Here is a 25,783-nt window from a genome sequence, read left to right on the forward strand (position 1 = left end):
GAGTAACTCTTTCGTTTTATCTAACCTCAAATCAATAATTGATGAAAATTTTAAAATTCGGCGGAACATCAGTCGCCAATTCTCAGAATATCCAGTTGGTAGAAAACATTGTGAAAAAGGAATCTTCACAATGCAATGTTGTAGTTATAGTATCCGCACTTCACGGAGTAACAGACCTTCTTATTCAGGCTGCAGACAGTGCTTCCGTTAAAAATAATGACTATCAGTCACTTCTTAAAAAAGCAGAAGAAAAACATCTGAATCTTGTCAAGGAACTTATCCCGGTCTTAGAACAAAGTTCTTTATTGAGCTTTGTGAAAAAACAATTTAATGATCTCGAAGATCTTTACAACGGAGTTTTCGTTCTTGGTGAGCTTACTCCAAAAATCAAAGACAGAATTGCAGCCTATGGAGAATTTCTGTCCTCAAGCATTATTGCAGCCAGACTCCAGCATCAGGGATTAGACTGTTTATGGATGAATACTTCCGAACTCATTATAACTGACAGCAATTTTACCAATGCAAAAGTAAATTTCAACATCACCGAAAATAACTTTAAAAATTATTTCAGTCAGCATCAGCATCAGGTCATCATAGGACCAGGCTTTACAGCTCATGATGAAAATGGCCACATGACAACATTAGGACGCGGAGGATCAGATTATACTGCTGCTATTATTGCTGCTGCTATTCATGCTGAAGAACTTCAGATATGGACAGATGTGAGCGGAATGATGACTGCAGATCCCCGTCTGGCTACCCATGCAAAACCTATTGCAGAAATTTCCTACCATGAAGCCATGGAACTTTCTCATTTCGGAGCGAAAGTCATTTATCCACCATCAATTCAGCCAGTGATGGTTAGAAATATTAATCTTAAAATCAAAAACACATTTGATCCGGAAGCACAGGGAACACTGGTTACCCATAATCTGAATATTTCAGAAAACGAAAAACAGGAGGTCGCTGTAGGGATTTCAAATATGGGTAATATTGCACTTCTCACTTTAGAAGGCAGTGGAATGGTAGGAATTCCCGGAATTTCGGCCAAACTGTTTCAATGCCTGAGTCAGGAAAAAATAAACGTTATTCTGATTACTCAGGGATCTTCGGAACATTCCATTACCATAGCTATTCATGAGAAAGATATAGCAGCCGCTGAAAGTGCAATTAATGTTTCCTTTGCGGATGATATTAATTTAAAAAGAATAGCACCTGTTACTATTGAAACCGGACTTTCTATTGTAGCCTTAGTGGGTGAAAAAATGAAAAGCAGAAGTGGTGTAAGTGCCAAAATGTTTGGATGTCTGGGGAATAACGGCATCAATATAAGAACAATTGCACAAGGTTCATCAGAAAGAAACATCAGTGTTGTCATTGCTGAAAAAGATGCCAGAAAAGCAGTGAATGTTCTTCATGAAGATTTTTTTGAATCCGAAATAAAACAGATACATCTTTATATCTGCGGAACCGGAAACGTAGGTACTAAACTCATCCAGCAGATCTATGACCAAAATCAATATCTGCGGGAAAATCATTTCATCAATTTAAGAATTGCCGGCCTTTCCAACAGCCGGAAAATGATCTTTGCAGACAAAGGTATTTCTAAAGAAGAATATATCAGCTGGAATGAGTCAGGAACTGAAGCCTCCGCTCAGAGATTTGCTGAAGAAATCATAATCCGCAATTTAAGAAACTCGGTTTTTGTAGATATAACAGCAAGTTCTGAAATCCCAGAAGTATATGAGAGTCTATTAAAAAGGAGCATCAATATTGTTGCCTGCAATAAAATTGCCGCTTCATCAGATTTTGAAAAGTATACAACATTAAAGAATACGGCAAGAAACCACAATTGCAGTTTCCATTTTGAGACCAATGTAGGAGCAGGACTTCCGGTAATAGGCACCATCAATGATCTCATTAAAAGTGGCGATAAAATAACTTCCATTGAAGCTGTTCTTAGCGGAACATTAAATTTTGTTTTTAATGCTTATGACGGAAGCAGAACATTTTCTGAAGTAGTAGCCCAGGCACAGAAAGAAGGATATACAGAACCGGATCCAAGACTCGATCTTTCAGGAACCGATGTGGCCAGAAAAATTTTGATCCTTGCCAGAGAAGCCGGGTATCCATTACAGTTTGAGGAGATTGAAAATATAGGATTCCTTCCTGAGGCCTGTATGGAAGGAAATGTAGAACAGTTCTATGAAAAACTCACAGAATATGAAAATCATTTTAAATCTCTGTTTGATAGTGCACAGAAAGAAGGAAAAATTCTGAAATATACAGCAGAGTTTAAGGATGGAAAAGCTAAAGTAGGGTTACAGCATGTGGCTCCTGGAAGTGACCTGTTTCATCTTTATGGAAAAGACAATATTGTCATTTTTAAAACCTTAAGATATTCCGAACAGCCCTTGGTTATCAAAGGTGCTGGTGCAGGCGCTGAAGTAACAGCCAGTGGTATTTTCGCAGACATTATCCGTTCAGTTTAAAAACAAGAAATATGAAAAAAGTAAAATTAAAAATTCCGGCTACCGTAGCCAATCTTGTATGTGGATTTGACATCCTGGGCATGGCAGTATATGAACCTTATGATGAAATGGAAATCCGGTTATTAGAAACTCATGAAATCATTATCAGACATACAGATCCGTTTGGACTTCCTGAAGAACCCTTTAAAAATGTTGCAGGAATTGTGCTTTTAAAAATTCAGGAACATTTCAATTTAAAAAATGGTTTTGAGGTCATTATTCACAAACATATAAAACCTGGAAGCGGGCTAGGCTCCAGTGCGGCTAGCGCCGCCGGAGCCGCCTTGGGAGCCAATATTGTATTAGGAAATATCATGTCAAAAGATGAAATGATCCATTTTGCAATGTTTGGAGAAGAACTCGCCTCAGGTGTTCGTCATGCAGACAATATTGCCCCTTGCATCTATGGTGGGATCACATTGGTAAAATCTACAAACCCGATTGATATCATTCCTTTGAATGCACCTGATTTATTTGTTGCTGCGGTACATCCTCAGGTGGAAGTTAAAACTTCCGATTCAAGGCAGATCTTAAAGAAAACCATCACCTTAAAAAGTGCCGTTGAACAATGGGGAAACATTGCCGGTCTCGTAGCCGGTATTCAGAAAAATGATTTTTCACTGATCGGCAGAAGTCTCAACGATGTCATCGTAGAGCCTGTGCGAAGTATCTTAATTCCGAAATTTGATGAAATTAAGTCGAAAAGCCTTCAGATCGGGGCCCTGGGAGGAGGAATTTCAGGGTCTGGGCCTTCTATTTTTATGCTTACAGAAGAAAAAGAAACAGCTGAAAAAATTGCCGGTATGATGAAAGCAATCTATGACGAAATCCAAATAGACAACCTCGTCTATGTTTCCAAAATAAATCCGGTAGGAATTGAAATCGTTGAAGAACCAAATTAGAATAAAAAACAGATGAAATATTATAATTTAAAAGACAGTCAGGAAAACGTTGATTTCAGAACTGCAACCATAAAAGGACAGGGGAAAAATAAAGGGTTATTCTTTCCTGGAAGTATTCCGTACTTCAAAGAAGAATTCATTCAGAATCTTCATCAATATTCTGATGAAGAGATTGCTTATCAATGTATGAAAGATTTTACCGGAGATGAAATTCCTTCAGAAATACTAAGAAAGATCGTTGCAGAAACCATAAGTTTTGAAATTCCTTTAAAAAAAATAAATGATGACATCTCAGTGCTTGAGCTTTTTCATGGTCCTACCCTGGCATTCAAAGATATTGGCGCAGGATTTATGAGCAGATGTCTGTCTTATTTTTTAGAAGATAAGAAGAAAAAAGTTACTGTTTTGGTCGCTACTTCCGGAGATACCGGTGGAGCTGTTGCCCATGGATTCTATGATATCCCTGGAATTGATGTCGTTATTCTTTATCCTAAAAACAGAGTAAGTCCTGTTCAGGAAAAACAGCTTACAGCATTAGGAAAAAATATTTATGCCCTGGAAGTCAATGGGAGTTTTGATGACTGCCAAAGTCTGGTAAAGCAGGCCTTTGCAAATGAGGAAATCAACAGTCAATTATTTCTGACTTCTGCCAATTCCATCAATATTGCAAGATGGCTTCCTCAGCAGATTTATTATCTGCTAGCCTTAAAACAATGGCAAAAGATGGAAAAGAAAGCACCTGTTATCTGTGTTCCAAGTGGGAATTTCGGAAATATCTGCGCTGGAATATTAGCACATCTCCGTGGTCTTCCTGCCGACCATTTTATTGCAGCCTGTAATGCTAATGACGTAATTCCTGAATATTTAAGAACTAAAAACTTTAGCCCTAAAAAAGCCGTAGCTACTTTATCCAATGCTATGGATGTGGGAGATCCCAGCAATTTCATCCGAATTCTGGAACTTTTTAAAAATGAATTTGATCCTTTAAAAAGTAAAATCTCAGGGTATTCCATTGGTGACAAAAAAACGATGCAAACTATTACAGAAACTTATACTAAGTACCATTATATTCTGGATCCCCATAGCGCTGTAGCCTTTGCTTCACTACAACAATACCTTCAGGAAAATCCGGGCAAAAAAGGGATCATTCTCGGAACAGCACATCCTGTTAAATTTCCTGATGCAGTAGAAGCTGCAATCAAAACTAAAATTGAAATTCCCCAGTCTCTGAATGACCTGATGAAAAAGGATAAAAAAACTGTAGAAATAAATTCAGATTTTGAAGAATTAAAGCGATTTTTGCTTGACAAAAATTAAACAATGAGTAAAATATATCTTGAAGATGTAAAAATATATGCCTATCACGGGGTTTTGCCGGAAGAAAATATTATTGGGACCTATTATATTTTAAATGCAGAATTTCATACCGATCTGTGGAAAGCCTCAGAATCTGATGATCTGAATGACACCATAAGCTATGCCGATATTAATGATATTATTCATCAGGAAATGAAGATAAAATCCAAGCTTCTGGAACATGTGGCCGGAAGAATTATCTCAAAAATTCATGACCGTTTTCCACAGATCAGCTATATCAGGCTTAAACTTACCAAAACAGCACCACCTATGCAGGGAGAAATGAAAGGAGCAGGCATTGAGCTTGAAAAAAGTTTTAAGCCGGAAAATTAAAATTCTTATTTTTATTTCATTAAAAAAAATACAAAATTGAAACTCATTAAAATATTATTTTTAGTAGCATTCATCAATGCTTTCGGTCAGGGAAGTGTTGATAATCAATTAGCCAGTTATAACTTTCCGAAGATCAGATCCAGCATTACCATGCCGGTAACGATCCCGCTTACAGAGCTCAGCAATATGGTAAACGCTTCTGTAAAAGATCTTATCTATCAGGACGATTCTTATACAGATAACAATAATGACCAGTTTAAAGTTAAAGTCTGGAAAACCAGACCTATCCGTCTTGTAGGAGGAACCAGCCAAAACCTCCTGATTGAAGTTCCTTTAAAAATCTGGGCAGAAAAAGGAATCGGAACCCTGGGAGTTTATTCTTACCAGAATACTACTTTTGAAACGGTAATGTCCTTTAATACAACTGTTAGTTTTAAAAACAACTGGACTATTACCACCAACACTCAGCCTAACGGTTTCAGATGGGTAACAAAACCAGTTCTGGATTATGGCAGAATACAGATTCCTATCACTCCTATTGTTGAAAAAAGCCTGAAGGAGCAACAGCTAAAATTCTGTAAAACCATAGATCAGCAAATGGCAACCCAACTGAATTTTCAACAATATGCCGTTATGGCCTGGAATACATTTGCACAGCCATTCAATATTTCTGAAGAATATAATACCTGGCTGAAAGTAAGTCCGGTAGGCGTTAATATAACCCCGCTAAAATTCTACGGAAATCAGATCAATGCAACTCTTGGAATTGATATTTTCTCAGAAACCTTTACCGGAAGTAAACCGGCTACCTCTCCATCTGTAACTTCAGCAAGTAATTTCAATTTCTCTCCCACTGTTGCAGATAAATTTGTTTTACAGACTACGGCTAACATTCCTTTTACAGAAGCCAGCAATATGGCCAGAAAAACATTTTTAAATAAAGAATTTGACATCAGAGATTCCAAAGTAAAGGTAACAGACATCAGAGTATATGGTTTGGATAACAGAATCGTCATTGAAGCACAAACAGATGGTTACATCAAAGGAACAGCTGTTGTTTCAGGAATTCCGGTGTATGATGAAGCCAAAAGAAAAATAGTTTTATCGGATACCAAGTTCAAGCTTAAAACAATGAATATTCTTCAAAAAACAGCTTCTGTCCTATTTCAGGGGAAAATTGTAAAAATGATTGAAGAAGAATACGGAATTCCAACCCAGGAACTTGAAGAAACATCCAGAAAAAGCATTGAGGACGCTTTCAACAAAGAATATTATAAAGGATTAAAGATGAGTGGAAAAGTTTTCAATCTTAAACCAAGTAAAATACTTCTCAACAATACAGGAATCACTGCAGTCATTGACACTAATGCCACTTTAAAGCTTCTTGTCAACGGATTCTAAAATTTAAAAAACTAATAACCATCCATGAGAAAATTTTTAAAAATAGTTGAAGATCATAAAGCTTCGCTGGGAATCAGGTTTTTGAATAATCTTATTGATCTGTTTATACTAATCATTCTCAATCTTATTATAACTATGATCTCTGATATTCTTTATGCCCTTACTGATATTGAATATTTCTACTTTTACGGTAACAGTGCTGTATGGTGGCAGTTCCTCATCGGAAATATTAACTGTTTTATTTATTACTTTTCGATGGAAAATTTTTTAAACGGGAGAACAATAGGAAAATATATTACAGGTACCAAAGTAATAAGTACTGATGCCACAAAACCAACAACCCAACAAATTATTTATAGAAATCTTGCCAGACTTGTCCCCTTTGATGGACTCTCTTTTTTCGGAGTTAATGGATGGCATGACAGTTGGACAGATACAAGGGTAATTAATATTAAAAATTATGAGTCTGAAAAACAGGCTAAAAGCGAAATTGACGGTCTGGGAAAGAAAGAAATTGCATAAAAACTTTGGATTATATAGAAATTTAGCTATATTTGCACACCTCAAAAATGGTAAGACATGGTACTTTGGCCGAGCGGCTAGGCAGTGGTCTGCAACACCATCTACAGCGGTTCGAATCCGCTAGGTACCTCTAAAACCTCTAAATTTTATTTAGAGGTTTTTTTATTATATTTTTTGCAATATTTTACTTATCAATCTTAAAATAATCCAACCGAAAAACTAAGCTGAAGATAAAAAATGACTTAACGAAGCAACAGTCTATAGATCGGATTATGGATCAGTACCAAAAGTTGTGGATTACGCAAAAAGTTTGGTTAATCTAAAAAGAAAAAAAGATTTATCTTTTACTCCTCTGAGCTGTAATCTAAAGTTTTTGATTTTAGCATTAAAAGATTCAGCTGCAGCATTTGTACTTCTCTTATCAAAGAAGTTTAGAATATCTCTATAATGATTCATTATTGTCTTTCTTAAGATAGAAAATGATTTAAACCCTGCTTCTTCTACGTTTTTGAACCAATGGGCAAGCTTAGTCATAGCAACAGATTTTGTAATGTTCTGATTGTAAATCTTTCTCAGTCCATCAACTAAATGATAAGCTTTTTCAAGGTCAGGATATTGAGTAAAAAGAATGGCAGCCCTCTGTCTTTGGGATTCACTCCACTTCTTTCGGCTTTTATAAAGTAAATATCTACTCCTTGCTAAAAGTTGTTTCCGGGTATCTCCATTTTCTAAAACTTCTTTGGATGGCTCTTCAAACGTATTATTTTCCATTTCCATAGCTTCCCAACGATGTTGTATCCTAATCTGCTGAATAGCTTCTATAGCGAGTTTTTGAACATGAAAACGATCTATCATCTGAGAAGCATTAGGAAAACATCTTTTAGCTATAAGTTTCATTGATCCAGCCATATCCAGACTAATCTCTTTTACCATCATCCGAAGTTTTCTATTGATTTTTAATAGATGTTCTATAACAATACTACTCTGAGTACCTTTCACAATGGCTACAATACTGCCTTTTTTACCTTTCCCCTTCTTGGAAGTGAGTATAGTATAGAGTTCTCCATCTGATAAGCAGACTTCATCAATGGACAATTCCTCTGAGATATTTTCAGGAAAAATGAGCCAATATTCAGCGTGATCTTTCTCTGGCCAGGATTCAAACCTACTGAGAGCATTTTTGTACTGCCTCTGGAATTTTCGCCCATTAAGTCCGTAAAGTTCTGCAATCGTTTTGCAGGAAAGAGCTTTAGTATCTGCTAATTTTTTTTAAAAACTCAGCAAAGTCATGAGTCATTCGGGTTCCTTTCGCTATTAAGCTCCAGTTTCTCTGGAGTATCTCTCCTGTGGTTTTATCAATCCATCTTCTTCTTTTCACATGAAGCAAAACCTGCTTACCTCTTAAGGGAAAGTCCTCAACAATAATAGCGGAATGAAAGCCATTAGATTGATAGGGACGATGGGAAAACTCTTCAGGGATAATATTCTTCTCTTCAAAATCAATATGTAGGATCCCTTCAATATCATCTACATTGCTAATATCAAAGTGCTCAACCAAAAAATCAGGTAACAATAATTTTAATAGCTCGTCGGGAATATGCATCCTCAAAGTTAATCTCTTATTTGTTCCTCCACAACTTTTAGCACTGATCCCGGATTATTCATACTTACACTCTACATTACGGAAACCCATAACCTCCGTATCTCTTTTTTCTACACATTTGCATAAAGCCTATCCAATGAAAAAAGCAAAACTACGCGCCATCAGAAAACAAAAAGGCTATTCTCAACAACAGGTAGCAGATATCATTCCTACAGAAGTTTCCAATTACAGCCGGAAAGAAAATGGCTATATAAAAATCACGAAAAATGAATGGGAAAAGATAGCTCTCTTCTTCAATGTTCCTGTTGAAGAAATTTATGAAGCAGATTATACGTCACATCCTTCCAACGAAATCTCCGGGGAAAATATGCATACTTACATTTCCCAACTGGAAAAAGAGAATATTGCATTGCTCGAAAAAATTGAAATATTAAAAAATATTATTAATCATTAAGCTCTTTCAATCAAAAAGAGCCTGTTTAATAATGTAAAAAGTGATGGATAGAAAATCATCTTGCTCAAAGACAAATCAACATCAATACTATCTTTTATAAGTACTGTCATATACAAACAAAAAAAATCCTCGGAAATTCCGAGGATAAAAACTAATAACCATGAAAACTCAAATTAAACATGAGTTGCATTGGTATATTGAAAAATCGTGCCAAAAGTTATTTTTTATGAAAAAAAAATAAAATTAATTTAATAAACAGAGAAAATTAAATTAAAAAATAAACACTCAAAACCAATTGAACTTTAAATATATACAAATAATAACTCCACTAAACACAAACAATACAAATCCAGATCTACAATTATTAACAATTTAATAATTGAAAAAAAGTCTAAAAATAAAAATTAAGGAAATTTAAAAATTCTTCAAAAATCCAGCATAATCCAGAAAAGGCACAAAAAATTACAACTTGGCATAATTTATTCTATTATTTAACATAATATCTAAATCTAATATCATGTCACTATCATGTCACAAAAACAGTTTAAAAAAACAGATTTTGCTGAAAACAATGAAAAGCAATTTCAGATTGAGTTTAAGACGAATGAAATAGGTGAAGGAATAAGCCTTATTGTACAGAAACTGAATGAAAATGGAGAGTATGAAATGCTGCAAGCCCCGGTTCGAAGATTAAATGACAACATCTTTGTTGTCTGGGATCATCCTTTTGATGGCAGAATCCTTTTTGATCAATAAAAAAGCCTCCGGGTGGAGGCCTCAAAAAACACAAATGATGAAAAAAAATTTTATATCAGAAATAAAAATTAATCTTTTTAATTCTAACTCAAAATTAGATCTTACATTTTATCTATTTTATGCGTACAGTCATAAAAAACCTGCAAATATTACGTTCTGAAAGTAAATCCCAACTTCCTATTCTACTTTTTACACATAAAAAGTTCCCCGAAATGAGGAACTTGTAATTAATCATAAGGATATATGGAATAGAAGATGTTTACTCAAAGATACCTGAACCGTCTCCAAAAATATATGAGTACAGTCATCAACCACCACAAAAAAGAAAAGGCCTCCTTTCGGAGGCCTAAAAAACACAAATGATGAAAAAAATCTATTCAGAAAAATCCAAACAGAATATTGTATAAACTGTTTCTATATCCCGTTCTGGTATATTTAACAGTTATTAATTACCTATATTATCGATTAAAAAATCCTCATTCGAGGATTTGTAAATGTAGATAAATATTTTGTTTTGACAAAGTTATTCTTCCCATGTGATTGGAACATATATCGTAATGTATCCGTCATCATCTATATTTTCATCTGATACAGTAGCAATTACTGTTCCATAACCTACCCAGCCACCCTGGCCCTGAATGCCTGAAAATTCATAAGTTCCTTCCGGAAGATCTTCCTCAGAATACTGTGGAAGCGCACGGTGATTGTATTGGCCAGTGAAATAATCCACTCCCGTAGCTGTATTTTTGGCGACAAAACCTCCCAGATCAAATCCTGAACCTGAAAGCATTTTCGTTCCATTCATAGAGATCAATCCATAACGAACCGGATATGTCTTTGTTTTTGTATCCTTCACAGATACTTCTGTACGAGCTTTAGACGGAGATTCCACAACATCAGTGGAAGAAAACGAAGTAGTAACAGCCAGTAATCCTACTACAGCGGCTACTGTAAAAATTGATTTTTTCATATTGAAAGTAATTTAGTAACTCAAAAATAAGCATCGTAAATTAAATCAACAAAAATTATGGATTAACTATATTTTACGAATTTCTTCTAATAAAAAATCCCTCAGCAAACCAGGGAACAATGATAAATCTCGTTTATAACGAATAATTTTCAAATTTTAAAACTTTAATTCTCCTTACAAATACGTTGCTCAAATTTTACAAATCCCCTTTATTACGATGAAATGTATTAGGATTTAGAATTAATTCAATTATTTCAACATTAACTTTAACATTCTTTAACTAATTTTTGGCTTCATAATTGGAAATAAAACTAAAACTAAAGCCGTTTTGGCTTAAGCTTATTAAAATTTGAATTATGAAAAAGATAGTATTGGCAGGTTTTTTATCCGTTTTCTTATTTACGGCCTGCAAGAAAGATGATAAAGTTGCTGAAAAATCGCTGGAAGAGCAAAAGCTTGAATTCCAGTCGAGACAGCTTGAAATAGAAAGACAGAAACTGGCTATTGAAAAAGAAAAGCTGGTATACGAAGCTCAGAAAAAAGCTGATAGTATTACTGAAACCAAAAAAGCGAAAGCTACTGCTGAAAATAATTCAAAACCAAGAGTTATAAGAGAAACAAGAACAGTATACCGTGACAGAAACTCTAACTCCAATTCAGGAGGCGGAAGCAATGGCGGATATGCAGATAACGGAAGCAGTGCTTCACAGGGAACTACTCAGAAAAAAGGAATGAGTAAAGCCGCAAAAGGAACCATTATTGGAACTGTAGGTGGTGCCGCTGCCGGAGCCATCATTGCCAAGAAAAACAGAGGTCTTGGAGCCGTAATCGGAGGTGTCGTAGGTGGAGCTACAGGATATACTATCGGTAGATCTCAGGACAGAAAAGACGGACGAGTACAGCCTCGAAGATAAATTTTTTCACCATAAAATATAAAGATTGCTTATTTTTAGGCAATCTTTTTTTATGATACTGATTCTGTTTTCCACTATTTTTCTTCTTCCGGTCTTATTGGGACTCGGAAAAATCATGGAAAAATTTTCAGGAATATTATTTCAGGGAATTTCAGGAAAAATACTTTCAGGAATTATGGGAATAAGTCTTGTATGGACCGTTATTTCCTTTTTCACTCCTCTGAACATATATGTAGAGACCATCAGCATTTTATTGGGGATCCTTTATTTCTTTAAAGAAAAACTTTATCTGGAATTTTACCGGTTTTCAAAAAGAGATTGCTTTTTAACTCTGTTTATTTCCATCATCATTCTATTCACCGGAACTTATTATCCTTATATATTAGATCATTTCGGATATTATGTTCCCACAATCAAGTGGCTTACAGAATATGGACTCATCAAGGGTATTTCCAATCTGGATCTTACCTTGGGACAGATGTCAGTGTGGCATATTTTCCAGGCTGGTTTTTCCAATTTTTCAGATCCTTTTCTGAGAATCAATTCCATTCTCCTGATTATTTACACTCTATACAGTATTGAAAAAAAAAACTGGATTCATCTGTGTTTTATCCCGATTTTATTATTTTTTTCACAATCACCAAGTCCTGATCTTCCGGTCATTGTCTTTTCTTTAATTATTCTGAATGAGATAATATCCGGAAATAAAAACACCAGTCTCCTCTTTGCTTTTTCAGTTTTTGTTTTTTCTATAAAACCTACCATGATCTGGCTTCCTGTACTGGTTTTTCTTTGTCAAACTTTTATTTTCAAATCAAATTTTAAAACCCTGTTTTTCGGAAGTATCATTTTAGTTTTATTCTTTATTAAAAATATATGGACATTCGGATACCCTGTATTCCCAGTATCTATCGGAGACTTTGGTTTCAGCTGGAAACCGAATGATGAAATATTGAAAACCTCTTCCAAGTATGCTGTCATGAAAACCTATGACATGCAGTATTCTTATGAAGAAATTAAGAAGTTTTCCACATTGGAGCATATAAAAAACTGGTTTTTACTGAAGGGGATTAAATCAAAAATAAATATCTTTTTTATAGTAAGCCTATTTACTTTTTCAGTCTTTGCCTGGGTTAAAAAAAAGAGACTCATCACCCTGATCTGTATTTCCCTATGGATAAAAAGTATATTGGTGCTAGCATTCTCAGCACAATACAGGTTTTTTATTGATGTATTTTTCATCATATTTTTTGTTTTGTTTTACGAATACTGGGACAGAAAAAAATCTATTGCTGCTTTTTCTGTACTTAGTTTATTCTTTATTTCACTTTTGACTTTTCCTGGTATTATTCAAAAATACATTCCAAGTTTTCAGCTTGGGAATTTTATGGCCGGATTTAAAAAAGATCAGTTTTATCAACCATCAGTTTACTATTACCAACAATTCAATAATTGTAAGGTTGGGAATTTAAAATTCAATGTCTCCAGAAATTATCCTTATAATTTTGAAACTCCCTTGCCGGCTATATCTCCAAGCTTTATTTTTGACGATGTAAAAGCTGAAATTTTCCCTCAGCCTATCAACAAAAATGACATCAGCAAAGGATTTATCTGGAAAAGAATGACTTCCGGAGAAAAAAAAGAAGCCTCAGCAGTCATCAATATTATCGAAAACACTGATAAATAGAACAAATGCTGAAACTTTATTATATGAAGAAAAAAAGGTAATTTTGTATTATGTTCAACACATTAGGTAATCTTCTTAGTCTTACAACATTTGGAGAAAGTCACGGAGTGGCTTATGGCGGTATCATCAATAATTTTCCGGCAGGTTTAACGGTAGATCTCGATAAGGTTCAATATGAACTGAACCGAAGAAAACCCGGCCAGTCTGCTATTGTTACACAACGAAAAGAAAGTGACACAGTAAAGTTCCTTTCCGGAATCTTTGATGGAAAAACAACAGGTACACCCATCGGTTTTATTATTGAAAACGAAAATCAGAAATCAAAGGATTATGACCATATAGCTGGAGCGTACCGTCCGAGTCATGCAGATTTTACATATGATCAGAAATTTGGTTTCAGAGATCATCGTGGCGGAGGTAAATCTTCGGCAAGGGAAACCATGAATTGGGTAGTGGCAGGAGCTTTAGCCAAACAGCTTTTACCAGAAATTGAGATCAATGCTTATGTTTCTTCTGTAGGTGATATTTTCTGTGAAAAACCCTATCAGGCTCTAGACTTTTCTCAAACTGAAAGCAATGATGTACGTTGCCCGGATGCTGAAACAGCAGAAAAAATGATTGCCAGAATCAAAGAAATAAAAAAGGAAGGAAATACAATCGGTGGAACCATTACATGCGTGATCAAAAATGTTCCTGTAGGAATTGGTGAACCTATATTTTCAAAACTTCAGGCAGAACTGGCAAAAGCAATGCTGAATATCAATGCCTGCAAAGGTTTTGAATATGGAAGCGGTTTCTGTGGAGCAAAAATGACAGGGAAAGAACATAACGATCAGTTTAATACTGATTTTACTACAAAATCTAACTTGTCAGGAGGTATTCAGGGAGGAATTTCCAACGGAATGGATATTTATTTCCGTGTAGCCTTCAAACCGGTGGCAACGATTCTGAGACCTCAGGACAGTATTGATAAAGAAGGAAATCCTGTTATTGTAGAAGGAAAGGGACGTCACGATCCGTGTGTAGTACCTAGAGCTGTTCCTGTAGTGGAAAGCCTTGCTGCATTTGTACTGGCAGACCTATTTTTGATTAATAAAACAAGAAATATCAATAATTTTTAACTAAATATTCGGGTGATGAAAAATTACTGGGATCAGGGAATTTCGTTTGAAGAATACCTTCAAATCGCACAACAAAGATTAGATAATCCTGCCAACGAACAGGAAATCGAATATAAACAATATTATGAGCTTGGGCTTCATAGAATGGACAGAACAATAAAGAAGTATGTTCCGGATGAAGACCAGAGAAAAGAATTAGCAGCCAAAAATTTTGACGGGAAGATTTTAATTATTTCCGAGGCTTGGTGTGGAGATGCCAGCGCAACAGTTCCTGCGCTTTTTAAATTCTTTGAAGGTCATAATGAGATCAGAGTTTTTCTAAGAGATAATGACAAAAGCCTGATCAACCAGTTTTTAACCAACGGTACAGAGTCTATTCCTAAAGTATTAATACTGGACAAGGATTTTAATGTAAAGAATTCATGGGGCCCACGCCCAAAGTACGGGTATGAGTTATTAATGAAATATAAAGCAGACCCTGAAGGGTATCCAAAAGACACCTTCTATAATGATTTGCAGATTTATTATGCTAAAAACAGAGGTAAGGATGCCGTACAGGAAATCTTAGATCTGTTATAAACAACAGAATATGAAAAAAGGTATTATTTATATTGCATTAATTGTCATCATCGGTATCATTGCATTTATACCGGGAGTAAAGGATTTTCTGAAAAATCAGTTCTTCCCTATTGCTACCATTGAAAATGCAGTACACATCAATGAAGAGGATTATGATGTAGATCTTAAGGGAATCAATGCTCCAAGCACTAACCTTAAGAACTTTAGAAATAAAGCGGTTTTCCTGAACTTCTGGGGAACCTGGTGTCCGCCATGCAGAAAAGAATGGCCATCTATTCAGAAGCTGTATGATTCCAGAAAAAACAATGTAGATTTTGTACTCATTGCAATGAATGATAAGGAGGAAGATGTAAGAAAATTTTTAAAGGAGAATAACTATACGGTACCGGTCTATATTGCGCAGAGTCCTCTATCTGAAAAGATCCTTCCTAAAGTTTTCCCAACTACTTTCCTTCTGGATAAAACCGGCAGAATCATCATTAAGGAAGATGCCACAAAAGATTGGGACACAGAGACTGTGCATCAATTTATTGATAATATCATCAAATAATTTTTTAACTAAATTTTATAATTTGTTGGTATAGGATTTGTGAAATTTATAGTGTTGAAAAATTTGTTTAAATCCAAACACAAAATGAAATATTCAAAATTAAATCTTGCAAAAGAAGCTATCAGTCACAAGGGCTTTGTAAAAAAGATCCCTGATATTTTCAGAATGGTCAAAATGTGGAGAAAAGGAACTTATCCTATGAGATCCATTGACATTATTCTTCCCCTACTGGGAATTTTATATGTGATCTCTCCTATTGACCTCCTTCCTGAATTTGCCATCCCGGTACTTGGAGTAATGGATGATTTGGCCGTATTGTCACTCACCATTCCAAAACTCGTCAAAGAGGTTGACAAATTCTTACTTTGGGAGGCTGAACAAAAATACAATGGGTCTCAGGTCATTGATGCTGAAATCGTAAAATAATAGTTTATTTATATTTTTTAAAACCATTCTGTTTAATGCAGGATGGTTTTTTATTAATCAAATAGGTGATAAATTTTTAAGCCTTATTTCAAATCCTTAAATTTGCACTATCTAATAAAAAATAATGGAAAGTAAAAAAGAATTCTTCTTGGAATGCTACAAGCTAGGCATCATTAAATTTGGAAGGTTTACCTTGAAAAGTGGCATCGAAAGTCCTTTTTATGTAGACCTGAGACCTTTGGCTTCGGATCCTAAAATTTTAAAAAATCTTGCTAATTATTTATTGGAAATGCTTCCATTGGATAATTTTGATTTAATCTGTGGAGTTCCTTATGCTGCTCTTCCTATGGCAACAGCGATGTCACTGGAAAGCTATATTCCATTAATTATTAAGAGAAAAGAAGCAAAAAGCTACGGTACCAAAAAACTGATCGAAGGAATTTATCAGAAAGGTCAAAACTGCCTTTTGGTAGAAGATGTTATCACTTCCGGAAAATCTTTGGTGGAAACAATTGCTGAAGTAGAACAGGAAGACCTTAAAGTTGCAGATATTGTAGTAGTACTGGACAGAGAGCAGGGTGGAAAACAGCTGTTGGAAAGCAAAGGGTATAGAGTACATACTCTTTTCAACATTTCTGAAGTATGTGGAATTCTTCAGGAAACCGGAGAGTTATCTGATGAAGAAGTGAAGAGAATTCAGGATTTCCTACAGGGTAATCACATTCAGTTTGAAGAAGAAACCAGAAGTTCTTATGAGCAGAAGCTGAGCAACACACAACATTCTGTTTCGAAAAAATTACTGGAAACAGCTTTGGCAAAAAAATCAAACCTGATCGCTTCTGCTGATGTAACAACTACTCAGGAACTATTGGAATTAGCAGAAAAAGTAGGTCCGCACATTATTGCTTTAAAAACTCATATCGATATTATTTCCGATTTTGATTATGAAAAAACGATCACTCCATTAAAAGAAATCGCTGTAAAACATCAGTTTCTATTGATGGAGGATAGAAAATTTGCAGATATTGGAAATACTCAAGAATTACAGTTTACAAGCGGAGTTTTCAAAATTACAGATTGGGCTGATTTTGTAACGTCTCAGGTAATCGGAGGTTTCGAATCATTGGACTGCTTCAAAAATGTAGGGGTTGTAGCCATTGTTGGAATGTCTTCAAAAGGAGCTTTAACAACAACCAGCTACCGTGAGGAGGCTTTAAAAGTAGCTTTATCGCATCCTAATGTAATCGGAGGGGTTTCTCAAAATAAAATTACTGAAGATCTTCTGCTATTCACTCCTGGGGTAAACCTTGCAGATTCAGGAGATGGAAAAGGACAGCAGTACAATACTCCGGAACATGTTTTCAAAACTTTACATACAGACTTCATCATCGTAGGAAGAGGAATCTATAAATCTGAAAATCCGGAAGCAGCAGCTGTAACTTATAAAAATGAAGGTTGGAATGCTTATATTAATTCTTTGGAAAAAAAAGAAATTCAAAACTAAAATCTTATAAAGTATATACAAAATAAGCTATATTTGAGACTTTATCACGGATATTTGAAAAAGATCAGCATTTGTCTTATTTTGTTTTGTGGAGTCGTACAGGTTTCTGCACAGAAAGACAGTATATATATTGGAGCAAAACTTTCTCCTGACAGAAAAACCCTTGAGGTAAACCAGGAGATTGTTTATTACAATCATTCTGACAAAGAACTGCAAACTGTAAAACTTCTGAATTGGGTTTCCGCCTATAACAGACGTGGAACTTCTTTAGTCTACAGAAAACTGGAAGACAGAAACAATGATTTGCATTTTGCAAAGAGTCCTGAACTGGGAAAATTACTGGAACTGGATATTAAAGATTCAGAAAACCAGGAAATATCCGTAAATGCTATTTCAGATGAAAACCTTTTCCTTCCCCTGAAAGAAGCATTAAAACCCGGCGAAAGTATCACCCTGCAGCTACACTACCGTATGCAGCTTCCCGATAAAAAATTTACGGGATATGGAACATCCGGTCAGAATACTGCTTTAAAATATTTCTTTATTGTTCCGGATCATTTTGATCCGGACAATATTTCTGAAAGAAAATACCACGATATCGAAGAGCCCGTTAGTTTCAACACTTTCTGGACAGTAAATTTTGATATTCCGGTAAACAGCTTTATCGAAAGTAACCTACCTCAGATTCAGATGAACTCCTTCCAGGGCTATTTGGATTCTGATCCTGAATTTTCAGTTTCACCCAATACTTATCCTATCATAAAAACCAATATTGATGGTACAGATACTGAAATTAAGTTTGGTTATAACCTTAAGCCTGAAGAAAAACAGAACCTGGAGTTTTACTTACCTCTTCATTTAAAGTTCCTTAAAGAAAAAATCGGATCTCTTCCGAAGAGTATATTTATCTCAGATAAGTTCAGAGCAAAAGAAGATTTCTTCGGGAATAATGATATTACTTTCTGGAAATTCAGATTCCCTTTATTTACTGATGCTGAAAAAACAGACCTTGATTACTTCGGAATTATCACCAAAAAAGTTCTTGATGAGAATATCATTGCTGATAAACAAAAAGATCATTGGTTTAAAAGCGGTTTAAAATCATATCTTGAAATTCAATACCTGAAAAAGTTCTATAAAGACACCAAACTTTTAGGGATGCTGCCGGAAGCCAAAATATTCGGGATCAAACCTTTAAAATTATTTCATGCATCCAAGGTAAAACTTCTGGACCGTTACGGATTAGCTTATCAATATATTATGCTTCAGAACCTGGATCAGAAAATTGATGAAAAATTCACCTCTTTAAGCAACTTTAATGATATGGCGATCAGCAGTTTTGAGACAGGAAGCCTGTTTAATTATTCTGCTGATAAAATGGGAGATCAGAGCTTTAATGATCTTATAAAAGAATATCTTTCAAAAAACTCAGGAAGAAAAGTAAATCCTGATGATTTCCTGAAACAGCTGTCTGAAAAAGAAAAGTCTGCCCATTATCTGGGTCATTTTTTCAATCAAAAAAACAGAGTGAATTTTAAGCTGAAACATATTAAAAAGGAAAATGATTCTTTACAGATCAAAATTGCCAAAAATACAGATGCTTCTATTCCTGTAAAACTTGAAACAGAAACCAGAGACGGAGAAATAAAATCCTATTGGATAGAAACAGGAGAAAATGAGAAAACTAAAGATATTTCTCTTCCTGTATCTGATAATATTTATAAAGTAACCTTAAATAATGATTACATTTTCCCGGAGTCCAGCTATCGGGACAATTTCTTATATGCCAAAGGATTATTTCTAAATACAAAAAAGCTCAAATTTAAACTTATAAAGGATATTCCGAACCCAGAATACAATGAAATTTATATAAGCCCCAGAATTCGTTTTAACAACACTTACGATAAATTCTTATTGGGTGCTAATTTTAAAAATCAATCCTTTTTTGATCAGAAATTTCTGTATTCATTTACGCCAACATATAGTACAGGAACAGGTAAACTGACTGGTTCAGGAGCAGTTTCCTACTCTTTTCTGCCAGCTGAAAGTGTATTCAGAAGTATTACATTTGGAGTTTCCGGATCTTATTTTCACTATGACTATGGGTTAGCATACAGAAAAGGTTCTGCATTTTCAACATTCAGCTTCAGGAAAAATCCAAGGAGTACAGTAAGCAGGAGTATTGGAGTTTCTTATAATTATTTTGAAAGAGATCTGAGCCCTGTCATGATCGCCAATGATGACTACAAAAAATACAACCTTTGGGGATTGGGATACGGTTATAGTGACAGCCAGATGATCCACGAAAAAAGCTTAAGCCTGAGTGCTCAGGGAATGGAAGACTTCAACAAAATCACTGCCGAAGGATTCTACAGATGGGAATTTGCTCCAAAACAAAAGCTGAGCGTCCGATTATTTGCAGGATATTTTCTAAGAAATGATACCCGAAATGACTTATTCAATTATGGGATCTCAAGAGTATCCAACTACACATTCTCTTATAATCTGTTAGGAGAAAGTGCCAGCAGTGGTCTTCTTTCACAGCAGTTTATTCTGGCTGACGGAGGGTTCAAATCGTTTCTTCCCGGAACGGTTAATCAATGGATCACTTCTGTAAATGTAGACTCCAGCATATGGAAGATTTTTCATGTCTATGCCGATGCAGGAGTATATAAAAACAAGGATCATTCTGAAAAATTTATCTGGGACAGCGGAATTAAGGTAAGAATCATCCCGGATTTCCTTGAAGTTTATTTTCCGGTGCAGTCTTCATTGGGATTTGAGCCCGGATTCAAAGATTATGCGAAACGGATCAGATATACGCTGGTCCTTAACCTTGGATCTATCATCAATGCAGCAAGAAGAGGCTGGTATTAAAAATAAAGGAACAGCTTAAAACATAAGCTGCTCCTTATCAAAAAATATTGAAAAACTAATCTTTTACGATCTTTTGTGAAACCGGTGCATTATTTATTGTTCCTGTTACAAAATAGGTTCCCTTAGGAAGTTCTGTAATATCTATATTCTGGGCAAATTTTGTAGGTGATTTTTTAACAACCTGCCTGAATGTATCATATATCCTGACATCTTTGATCTGCATTCCGAAAACTACCTTACCATCTTTAACAAACGGATTCTGAACAAACCCTCCTTTTCCAGCTCCTTCTGCAGAAAAATCTGCCATATTATCACTGTTATTCTCTAAAGTCCTTCTGATAGCCGTTGATGCTGTAGGAGAAGGAGCGGGGCCATCACCTTTAAACTGGTCTGCATTAGCACCATACCCTACAAAATCCAGTACATTAGAGGCTGACGGGCTTGTCACCTGTACAATATTTCCAGCCAATACTAATTTTCCGGATGTACCTGAAATTCTTATTCCCACAGATTTATTGGGAGTTCCGTCAAAATTCGTAACCGTTGTTGCAATAAAATCGGGTGTTTGTAATGCTTCCACTCCTCCATCCACTGCTGCTTCCTGGATCAGATAAGTCTCCTCCGGTCCCAAGGTAAGATCAGGCAGCGTATGGTATTCTGTAAAAGCTCCGATTGCCGGTGCATATTGTATACTTGCCCCTGTCAAAGAAACCAGTGTGGTTCCTATATTTTTCAGAACAATATAATTATTTTTGAAAACAGCTCCTGAATTTCCATTTCCGCCATAGATCTCATTGATCACAATCTGGGCATTTGCAAAAGCAGTTACCAAAGTTAAACAAGCAATAGTAAATATTTTTTTCATTTAAATAATTTTAAACATGATGTCGTTGTAAAAATATCAAAAACAAAACCATTTAATTGGGAAATTACAAAAATTCCATCATAAACATGCTATATTCCAACAATTAAAATTAAGTTATCAACATAAAAAAATCCGGCCATTTCTTCGAAATGGCCGGATCATATTTTGATCTAAAAACTAAATTTAAATTAGTCTTTTAAGATTTTTTGAGATACTGCTTCTTTGTTTACTGTACCTGTTACGATATAGTTTCCTTTTGCTAATTCAGCAACATTTACAGTTCCGTTTTGTTTTACAGAAGCTTCTTTTACAATCTGTCCAAACATGTTGTATACTTTTACATCTTTAACATCTGCTCCGAAAGTAATTTCGCTGTTTTTCACGAAAGTGTTTTTCACGAAGTTAGCAGAAGATTTTCCTTTGATTTCTGTAACAGCTAAGGTTCCAGTAGTTACCTTAATATCATCAATGAAGAATCTATTGTTAGATGCTACTGCACCCTCAAACTTAAGCGTTACAGCACCAGTAGCTCCTGTAATATTAACAGTATAAGTGCTAAATTGTCCTTTTACTAAAGTTACAGATGCACTATTTAAAGTTGCACCCGTTGCAGAAACATTCAAAGTAGTACCTTCATTGTTTCCATTCCAAGCTCCTGCTTTGAAAGTTAATGTTGCATCACCAGATAAAGTAAAAGAAGGTGTAGTAATAGAACCTTTTGCAGAACCTGTTCCTGCTTTAAGACATCCATTTCCTTTATAGATTTTAGCAAATGTCCAATCCCCTCCTGTTGTATAAGAACCTGTTCCATCAGTAAATGTACCAGCTGCTATTTGTCCGCTCCATAATCCATCTGTTCCACCTGTCCCAACTACATCATCAAAAGTAGCATTGAAAGCTGTTTGAGCAAAAATTCCACTTGCTACCAAAACAGTAGCAAAAAACGAATAAAGTTTTTTCATGATTTAAAATTTTATTTATTAATAATTTTCGTAACAAAATTACATCATTTTTCTAATTTCACACAATAAATAGGTTAACTTTTTGTTAATAATAGTTGGTTTATTGCTATTAACATTTTTTAGTTATTTTTACGAATTATTTTTCAGGAGTTGCGGAACATTTTTATCCTAGTCGTTGTATTTTTCTTTGGCATATTTTCAGGAAATGCTCAGGTATTCTCATGGAAAAATCCAAACGTTCCTGAAGACAGCATCAAAAAGGACAGTATTCTGGCAGCGAAGTTTGAACAGGACATTTTTGCAAAAGATACTTTAGACTTTATACGCACCCACAACAGAATTGTTGTTGACGAAGCTGTACTGGCTAAAAATGATAAAAAAAGATTTTTGGGAGAACTTAATTCCAAAGGTTCCATTATCCGTGGGATTACATTTGGTAATAATCAGGGACAATCTGTGCAGAGTTCCATGGATCTCCAGATTTCTGGCCGCCTTTCCAAAGATGTGACTATTTTAGCAAGTATTTCCGATCATAATTTACCTATTCAGGCAGACGGATATACTCAGACTTTAGAAGAGTTTGACAAAATCTACATGCAACTTAATATTAAGGATAAATCTATTCTTAGAGCAGGGCATCTCGACCTGATGGAATCTAAAAATTATTTTGCGAAATACCAGAGAAGAAGCATGGGGATTCAGTTTCAGACTGAATTCGGAAAGGAGAATAAAACATTTCTGGACATTTCTGCAGGGGTGGCGCGAAGTGAATTTCACAGAATCCGTTTTCAGGGAGTTGAAGGGAACCAGGGTCCTTATCGTTTGACAGGAAAAAACGGAGAGCAGTTTATTACGCTGATTTCGGGTTCCGAGCAGGTATTTATTGACGGAATCCTAATGAAGCGTGGTGAAAACCAGGATTATGTCATCAACTATAATACCGGTGAGGTTACTTTTACCAGCTTCCGTCCTATTTTCCAGCAAAACTTCGTCACTATTTCCTACAACTACGCGAACAGGAATTATTCAAGATATTTATTTACAGGAAAACTGGAACATCAGAGAGAGAAATTCAAGGTTGGGCTGAACTGGTTTATGGAGAATGATAATAAAAATGCTCCTCTTGCGCTAAGTCTATCAAAAGAAGATGAACAGATCCTTGCTAATGCAGGAAATGATCCCAATTTGATGTATGCTTCATCTGGAGTGGTTACGGAATATGATGTTAACAAGATCTTATACCGTTTAACTGCCGGAAATTTCTATGAACTTTCTACAGATCCAAATGAAACTCTTTATCAGGTTTCGTTCACCTATTTCGGAGCTAATCAGGGAGATTATAAAACGGCACAGACTACCAATAACGGACGTGTTTTTGAATATGTAGGTCCCAATGCCGGAGATTACAGAGCCGTAAGAAAACTTCCTTCTCCACAGAAATCTCAGGTGTTCTCCCTTAATTCTGAATATTTGCTGGAAGAAGGAAAAATCGGAGCTGATATTTCTTTAAGTAATTATGACATCAATTTATTTTCATCAAAGGATTCTGGCCAGAATATGGGCTATGCATGGCGTATTTTTGGGAATAAAACATTTACAAAAAACTCATGGAAAGGAACTCCAAGCTTTGAATACCAATATATAGACAAACAGTTCCATATTCTGGACCGTATCAATGACGTGGAATTCTCCAGAGACTTCAACTTAGCTCAGGAATTCAACAAAAAAACACAGAACCGATTTATTTTCAGCTTTTTAAATAAATGGAATAATAAATCCACTTTGAATTACCGTGTCAATTATTTAAATGAACAGGATTCTTATAAAGGGCTTAAAAATGACCTGGATTTCGGTTGGATCACCGGAAGTTTCTTTACAAAAGGAAACTTATCATTCCTGAACACCAATGCTACCCTTCAGGACACAAAGTTTATCCGTGGTGGAGTTTCAACAGAATTTACCGGAAAGAAAGGAAGCTGGACTTTAGGAGGAAGCATGGAGCATAATGAGAAGAAATACAATGACACCCAGCTTATGGATGTCACAAGCTTCAGCTGGAAGGAAATCTTTGTTCAAAAGAAAATCGGGGACAGCACCCGTACAAAGCTGCTTGCCAAGGTATATATGAGGGATAATGATTCTGTACGGGACAACAGACTTCAGAACATGAACAATATCCTGGGAATCATGGCGGAAAGCCAAATCATCAAAACAGAAAAAACGACTTTAAATGCATTGATTCATTACCGGAAATTCTTCTATCAGGGTAGTGATATTGAGGTAACCAGAAACAATGATTTTGTGGTTGGAAATATTCTCTATAATCAACAGCTTTTCAGAAACGGTATGCGTTTACAGGCATTCTATGAACTTGGAAACGGACAGGAAGCGCAGAGAGAGTTTCAATATATTAAAGTTACAGACGGACAGGGTGTTTATAAATGGACGGATTACAATGGTGACGGCATTCAACAGCTTGATGAATTTGAAATTGCTGAATATTCTGATTTAGCTAAATACATCAGGGTTTATACCAATTCCGTACGATATATCCCATCCAATAAAAATAAAATACAGCTGGCTTTATTTGTAAATCCGGCCATTGTCTTTAATTCGGAAAATGCCTTCCTAAAACGTTGGAACTTCAACATTTCATTAAACTCTCAAAATTCATTCTATAAAAAAGATAAAGTTTTGGTGTTGAATCCGTTTGAAAAAAACAGTGATCAGATCCTTAAAAATCAAAATATTTTAGCCTCCATACAATTTAATCCGACTGATAAATCCGGTTGGAACGGGAATTATCGATTTATTACGAATGACAATCTCATCAATGCAAATTTCAGTAATGAAGAACGTGAACAGACTTCTCACTTCCTGAATATTGGATACTGGTTCAATAAAGAATTCAGAGTAGACTGGGAAAACTCCGTTCATGATATCAAAAACTCATCACAGTTATTTACAACTAGAGATTACCGTTTAAATAATTTTGAAACCAAGCCAAAAGCCACTTATAAATTTACAGATGCTCTTCAGGCAGAACTTTCTTCTGCTTACCGCCAGAAACAAAGAATAGACGGGGAAGAATTATTAAAAGCTTTTGATATTACAGGAACCGTTCAATGGGAATTCAGAAAAACCTCCGTTCGTGGAAACTTCTCCTTTATCAACAATAATTTCAATGGAAACAATTTCAGTATTGTGGGTAACCAAATGCTTGACGGTCTGAAACCAGGAAAAAATCAGGTATGGAGTGTATTCATCCAACAGGCCATTAATTCATTCATCCAATTGAACCTAAATTACGAAGGAAGAAATTCAGGAGAAAGAACGATTCATATTGGAAGCATGCAGGTAAAAGCAAGCTTCTAGAGATTTAAGGTTTAAAATCAGTCATTCTTATTATAACAATTTTTCTCCCCCCACTCTCCTACTTTCATACTCTAAAACCCTAAAACTTTTCCTCC

Annotated in this window: 22 protein-coding genes and 1 tRNA gene; 18 read left to right on the forward strand and 5 right to left on the reverse strand. The window is 35.3% G+C overall.

The genetic code is table 11. The annotated features are described in order from the left end of the window. Positions 1-41: 41 nt before the first annotated feature. The 7 genes from thrA (at position 42) to WH267_RS11970 (ending at position 7,175) form a co-directional block, all read left to right on the forward strand. Positions 42-2,492, forward strand: a complete 2,451-nt coding sequence (gene thrA / locus WH267_RS11940) for a bifunctional aspartate kinase/homoserine dehydrogenase I (RefSeq protein WP_340008464.1) — start codon at positions 42-44, stop codon at positions 2,490-2,492. An 11-nt stretch (positions 2,493-2,503) separates the two neighbouring features. Further along, positions 2,504-3,433 (forward strand): homoserine kinase, encoded by a 930-nt coding sequence (locus tag WH267_RS11945; protein ID WP_340008466.1) that lies wholly within the window; start codon positions 2,504-2,506, stop codon positions 3,431-3,433. A gap of 12 nt (positions 3,434-3,445) precedes the next feature. Beyond that, positions 3,446-4,750: a threonine synthase gene (gene thrC, locus WH267_RS11950; RefSeq protein ID WP_340008468.1), complete on the forward strand. Its 1,305-nt coding sequence runs from the start codon at positions 3,446-3,448 to the stop codon at positions 4,748-4,750. A 3-nt stretch (positions 4,751-4,753) separates the two neighbouring features. Then, a complete protein-coding gene (gene folB / locus WH267_RS11955; RefSeq protein WP_340008470.1) occupies positions 4,754-5,122 on the forward strand; it encodes a dihydroneopterin aldolase in 369 nt (122 codons plus the stop codon). Between the two features lie 36 nt (positions 5,123-5,158). Further along, positions 5,159-6,523 (forward strand): DUF4403 family protein, encoded by a 1,365-nt coding sequence (locus WH267_RS11960; protein ID WP_340008472.1) that lies wholly within the window; start codon positions 5,159-5,161, stop codon positions 6,521-6,523. A 24-nt stretch (positions 6,524-6,547) separates the two neighbouring features. Next, the gene (locus WH267_RS11965; RefSeq protein ID WP_340008474.1) at positions 6,548-7,045 is read left to right on the forward strand and encodes an RDD family protein; all 498 of its coding nucleotides are present in this window, start codon (positions 6,548-6,550) and stop codon (positions 7,043-7,045) included. 59 nt (positions 7,046-7,104) lie between these two features. Further along, positions 7,105-7,175 (forward strand) — tRNA-Cys (locus WH267_RS11970). A gap of 167 nt (positions 7,176-7,342) precedes the next feature. Here the strand turns inward: WH267_RS11970 and WH267_RS11975 are convergent. Both WH267_RS11975 and WH267_RS11980 read right to left on the reverse strand, forming a co-directional pair. Continuing rightward, positions 7,343-8,275, reverse strand: a complete 933-nt coding sequence (locus WH267_RS11975) for an ISAon1 family transposase (RefSeq protein ID WP_340008548.1) — start codon at positions 8,273-8,275, stop codon at positions 7,343-7,345. Positions 8,276-8,294: 19 nt separating this feature from the next. After that, positions 8,295-8,648, reverse strand: a complete 354-nt coding sequence (locus tag WH267_RS11980; protein ID WP_115974014.1) for an ISAon1 family transposase N-terminal region protein — start codon at positions 8,646-8,648, stop codon at positions 8,295-8,297. Between the two features lie 136 nt (positions 8,649-8,784). On the opposite strand from WH267_RS11980, the gene WH267_RS11985 reads away from it, so the two are divergent. Then, a complete protein-coding gene (locus tag WH267_RS11985; RefSeq protein ID WP_115973638.1) occupies positions 8,785-9,102 on the forward strand; it encodes a helix-turn-helix domain-containing protein in 318 nt (105 codons plus the stop codon). 528 nt (positions 9,103-9,630) lie between these two features. Continuing rightward, positions 9,631-9,858 (forward strand): glutathione synthase, encoded by a 228-nt coding sequence (locus WH267_RS11990; RefSeq protein ID WP_115973637.1) that lies wholly within the window; start codon positions 9,631-9,633, stop codon positions 9,856-9,858. A gap of 523 nt (positions 9,859-10,381) precedes the next feature. On the opposite strand, the gene WH267_RS11995 is transcribed toward WH267_RS11990, so the two are convergent. Next, positions 10,382-10,828: a hypothetical protein gene (locus WH267_RS11995; protein WP_115973635.1), complete on the reverse strand. Its 447-nt coding sequence runs from the start codon at positions 10,826-10,828 to the stop codon at positions 10,382-10,384. A 356-nt stretch (positions 10,829-11,184) separates the two neighbouring features. Here WH267_RS11995 and WH267_RS12000 point away from each other — a divergent pair, with 356 nt between their 5' ends. The 8 genes from WH267_RS12000 (at position 11,185) to WH267_RS12035 (ending at position 20,486) form a co-directional block, all read left to right on the forward strand. Then, positions 11,185-11,742 carry a YMGG-like glycine zipper-containing protein gene (locus tag WH267_RS12000; protein WP_115973634.1) on the forward strand — a complete coding sequence of 186 codons (558 nt, stop codon included), beginning with the start codon at positions 11,185-11,187 and terminating at the stop codon, positions 11,740-11,742. 115 nt (positions 11,743-11,857) lie between these two features. Continuing rightward, positions 11,858-13,429, forward strand: coding sequence for an LIC_10190 family membrane protein (locus tag WH267_RS12005; protein WP_340008479.1), 1,572 nt, complete (start codon positions 11,858-11,860; stop codon positions 13,427-13,429). A gap of 50 nt (positions 13,430-13,479) precedes the next feature. Next, a complete protein-coding gene (aroC, locus tag WH267_RS12010) occupies positions 13,480-14,550 on the forward strand; it encodes a chorismate synthase (protein WP_068944604.1) in 1,071 nt (356 codons plus the stop codon). 15 nt (positions 14,551-14,565) lie between these two features. Continuing rightward, a complete protein-coding gene (locus tag WH267_RS12015; RefSeq protein WP_115973632.1) occupies positions 14,566-15,129 on the forward strand; it encodes a thioredoxin family protein in 564 nt (187 codons plus the stop codon). A gap of 10 nt (positions 15,130-15,139) precedes the next feature. After that, the gene (locus WH267_RS12020; protein ID WP_115973631.1) at positions 15,140-15,679 is read left to right on the forward strand and encodes a TlpA family protein disulfide reductase; all 540 of its coding nucleotides are present in this window, start codon (positions 15,140-15,142) and stop codon (positions 15,677-15,679) included. Positions 15,680-15,763: 84 nt separating this feature from the next. Continuing rightward, entirely contained in the window at positions 15,764-16,105 is a 342-nt protein-coding gene (locus WH267_RS12025) for a YkvA family protein (protein WP_115973630.1), read from the forward strand. A gap of 124 nt (positions 16,106-16,229) precedes the next feature. After that, a complete protein-coding gene (gene pyrF, locus WH267_RS12030; protein WP_340008484.1) occupies positions 16,230-17,609 on the forward strand; it encodes an orotidine-5'-phosphate decarboxylase in 1,380 nt (459 codons plus the stop codon). A gap of 33 nt (positions 17,610-17,642) precedes the next feature. Further along, positions 17,643-20,486, forward strand: a complete 2,844-nt coding sequence (locus tag WH267_RS12035; RefSeq protein WP_340008486.1) for an aminopeptidase — start codon at positions 17,643-17,645, stop codon at positions 20,484-20,486. Positions 20,487-20,541: 55 nt separating this feature from the next. Here WH267_RS12035 and WH267_RS12040 read toward each other — a convergent pair whose 3' ends face one another. After that, positions 20,542-21,351, reverse strand: coding sequence for a T9SS type A sorting domain-containing protein (locus tag WH267_RS12040; RefSeq protein ID WP_340008488.1), 810 nt, complete (start codon positions 21,349-21,351; stop codon positions 20,542-20,544). A 188-nt stretch (positions 21,352-21,539) separates the two neighbouring features. Next, positions 21,540-22,313, reverse strand: a complete 774-nt coding sequence (locus WH267_RS12045; protein WP_340008490.1) for a T9SS type A sorting domain-containing protein — start codon at positions 22,311-22,313, stop codon at positions 21,540-21,542. Between the two features lie 150 nt (positions 22,314-22,463). On the opposite strand from WH267_RS12045, the gene WH267_RS12050 reads away from it, so the two are divergent. Then, positions 22,464-25,688: a hypothetical protein gene (locus WH267_RS12050; protein ID WP_340008492.1), complete on the forward strand. Its 3,225-nt coding sequence runs from the start codon at positions 22,464-22,466 to the stop codon at positions 25,686-25,688. Positions 25,689-25,783 lie beyond the last annotated feature (95 nt).

The organism is Chryseobacterium sp. MYb328, from assembly GCF_037572595.1.
GTDB classification, from domain to species: Bacteria; Bacteroidota; Bacteroidia; order Flavobacteriales; family Weeksellaceae; genus Chryseobacterium; species Chryseobacterium pennae.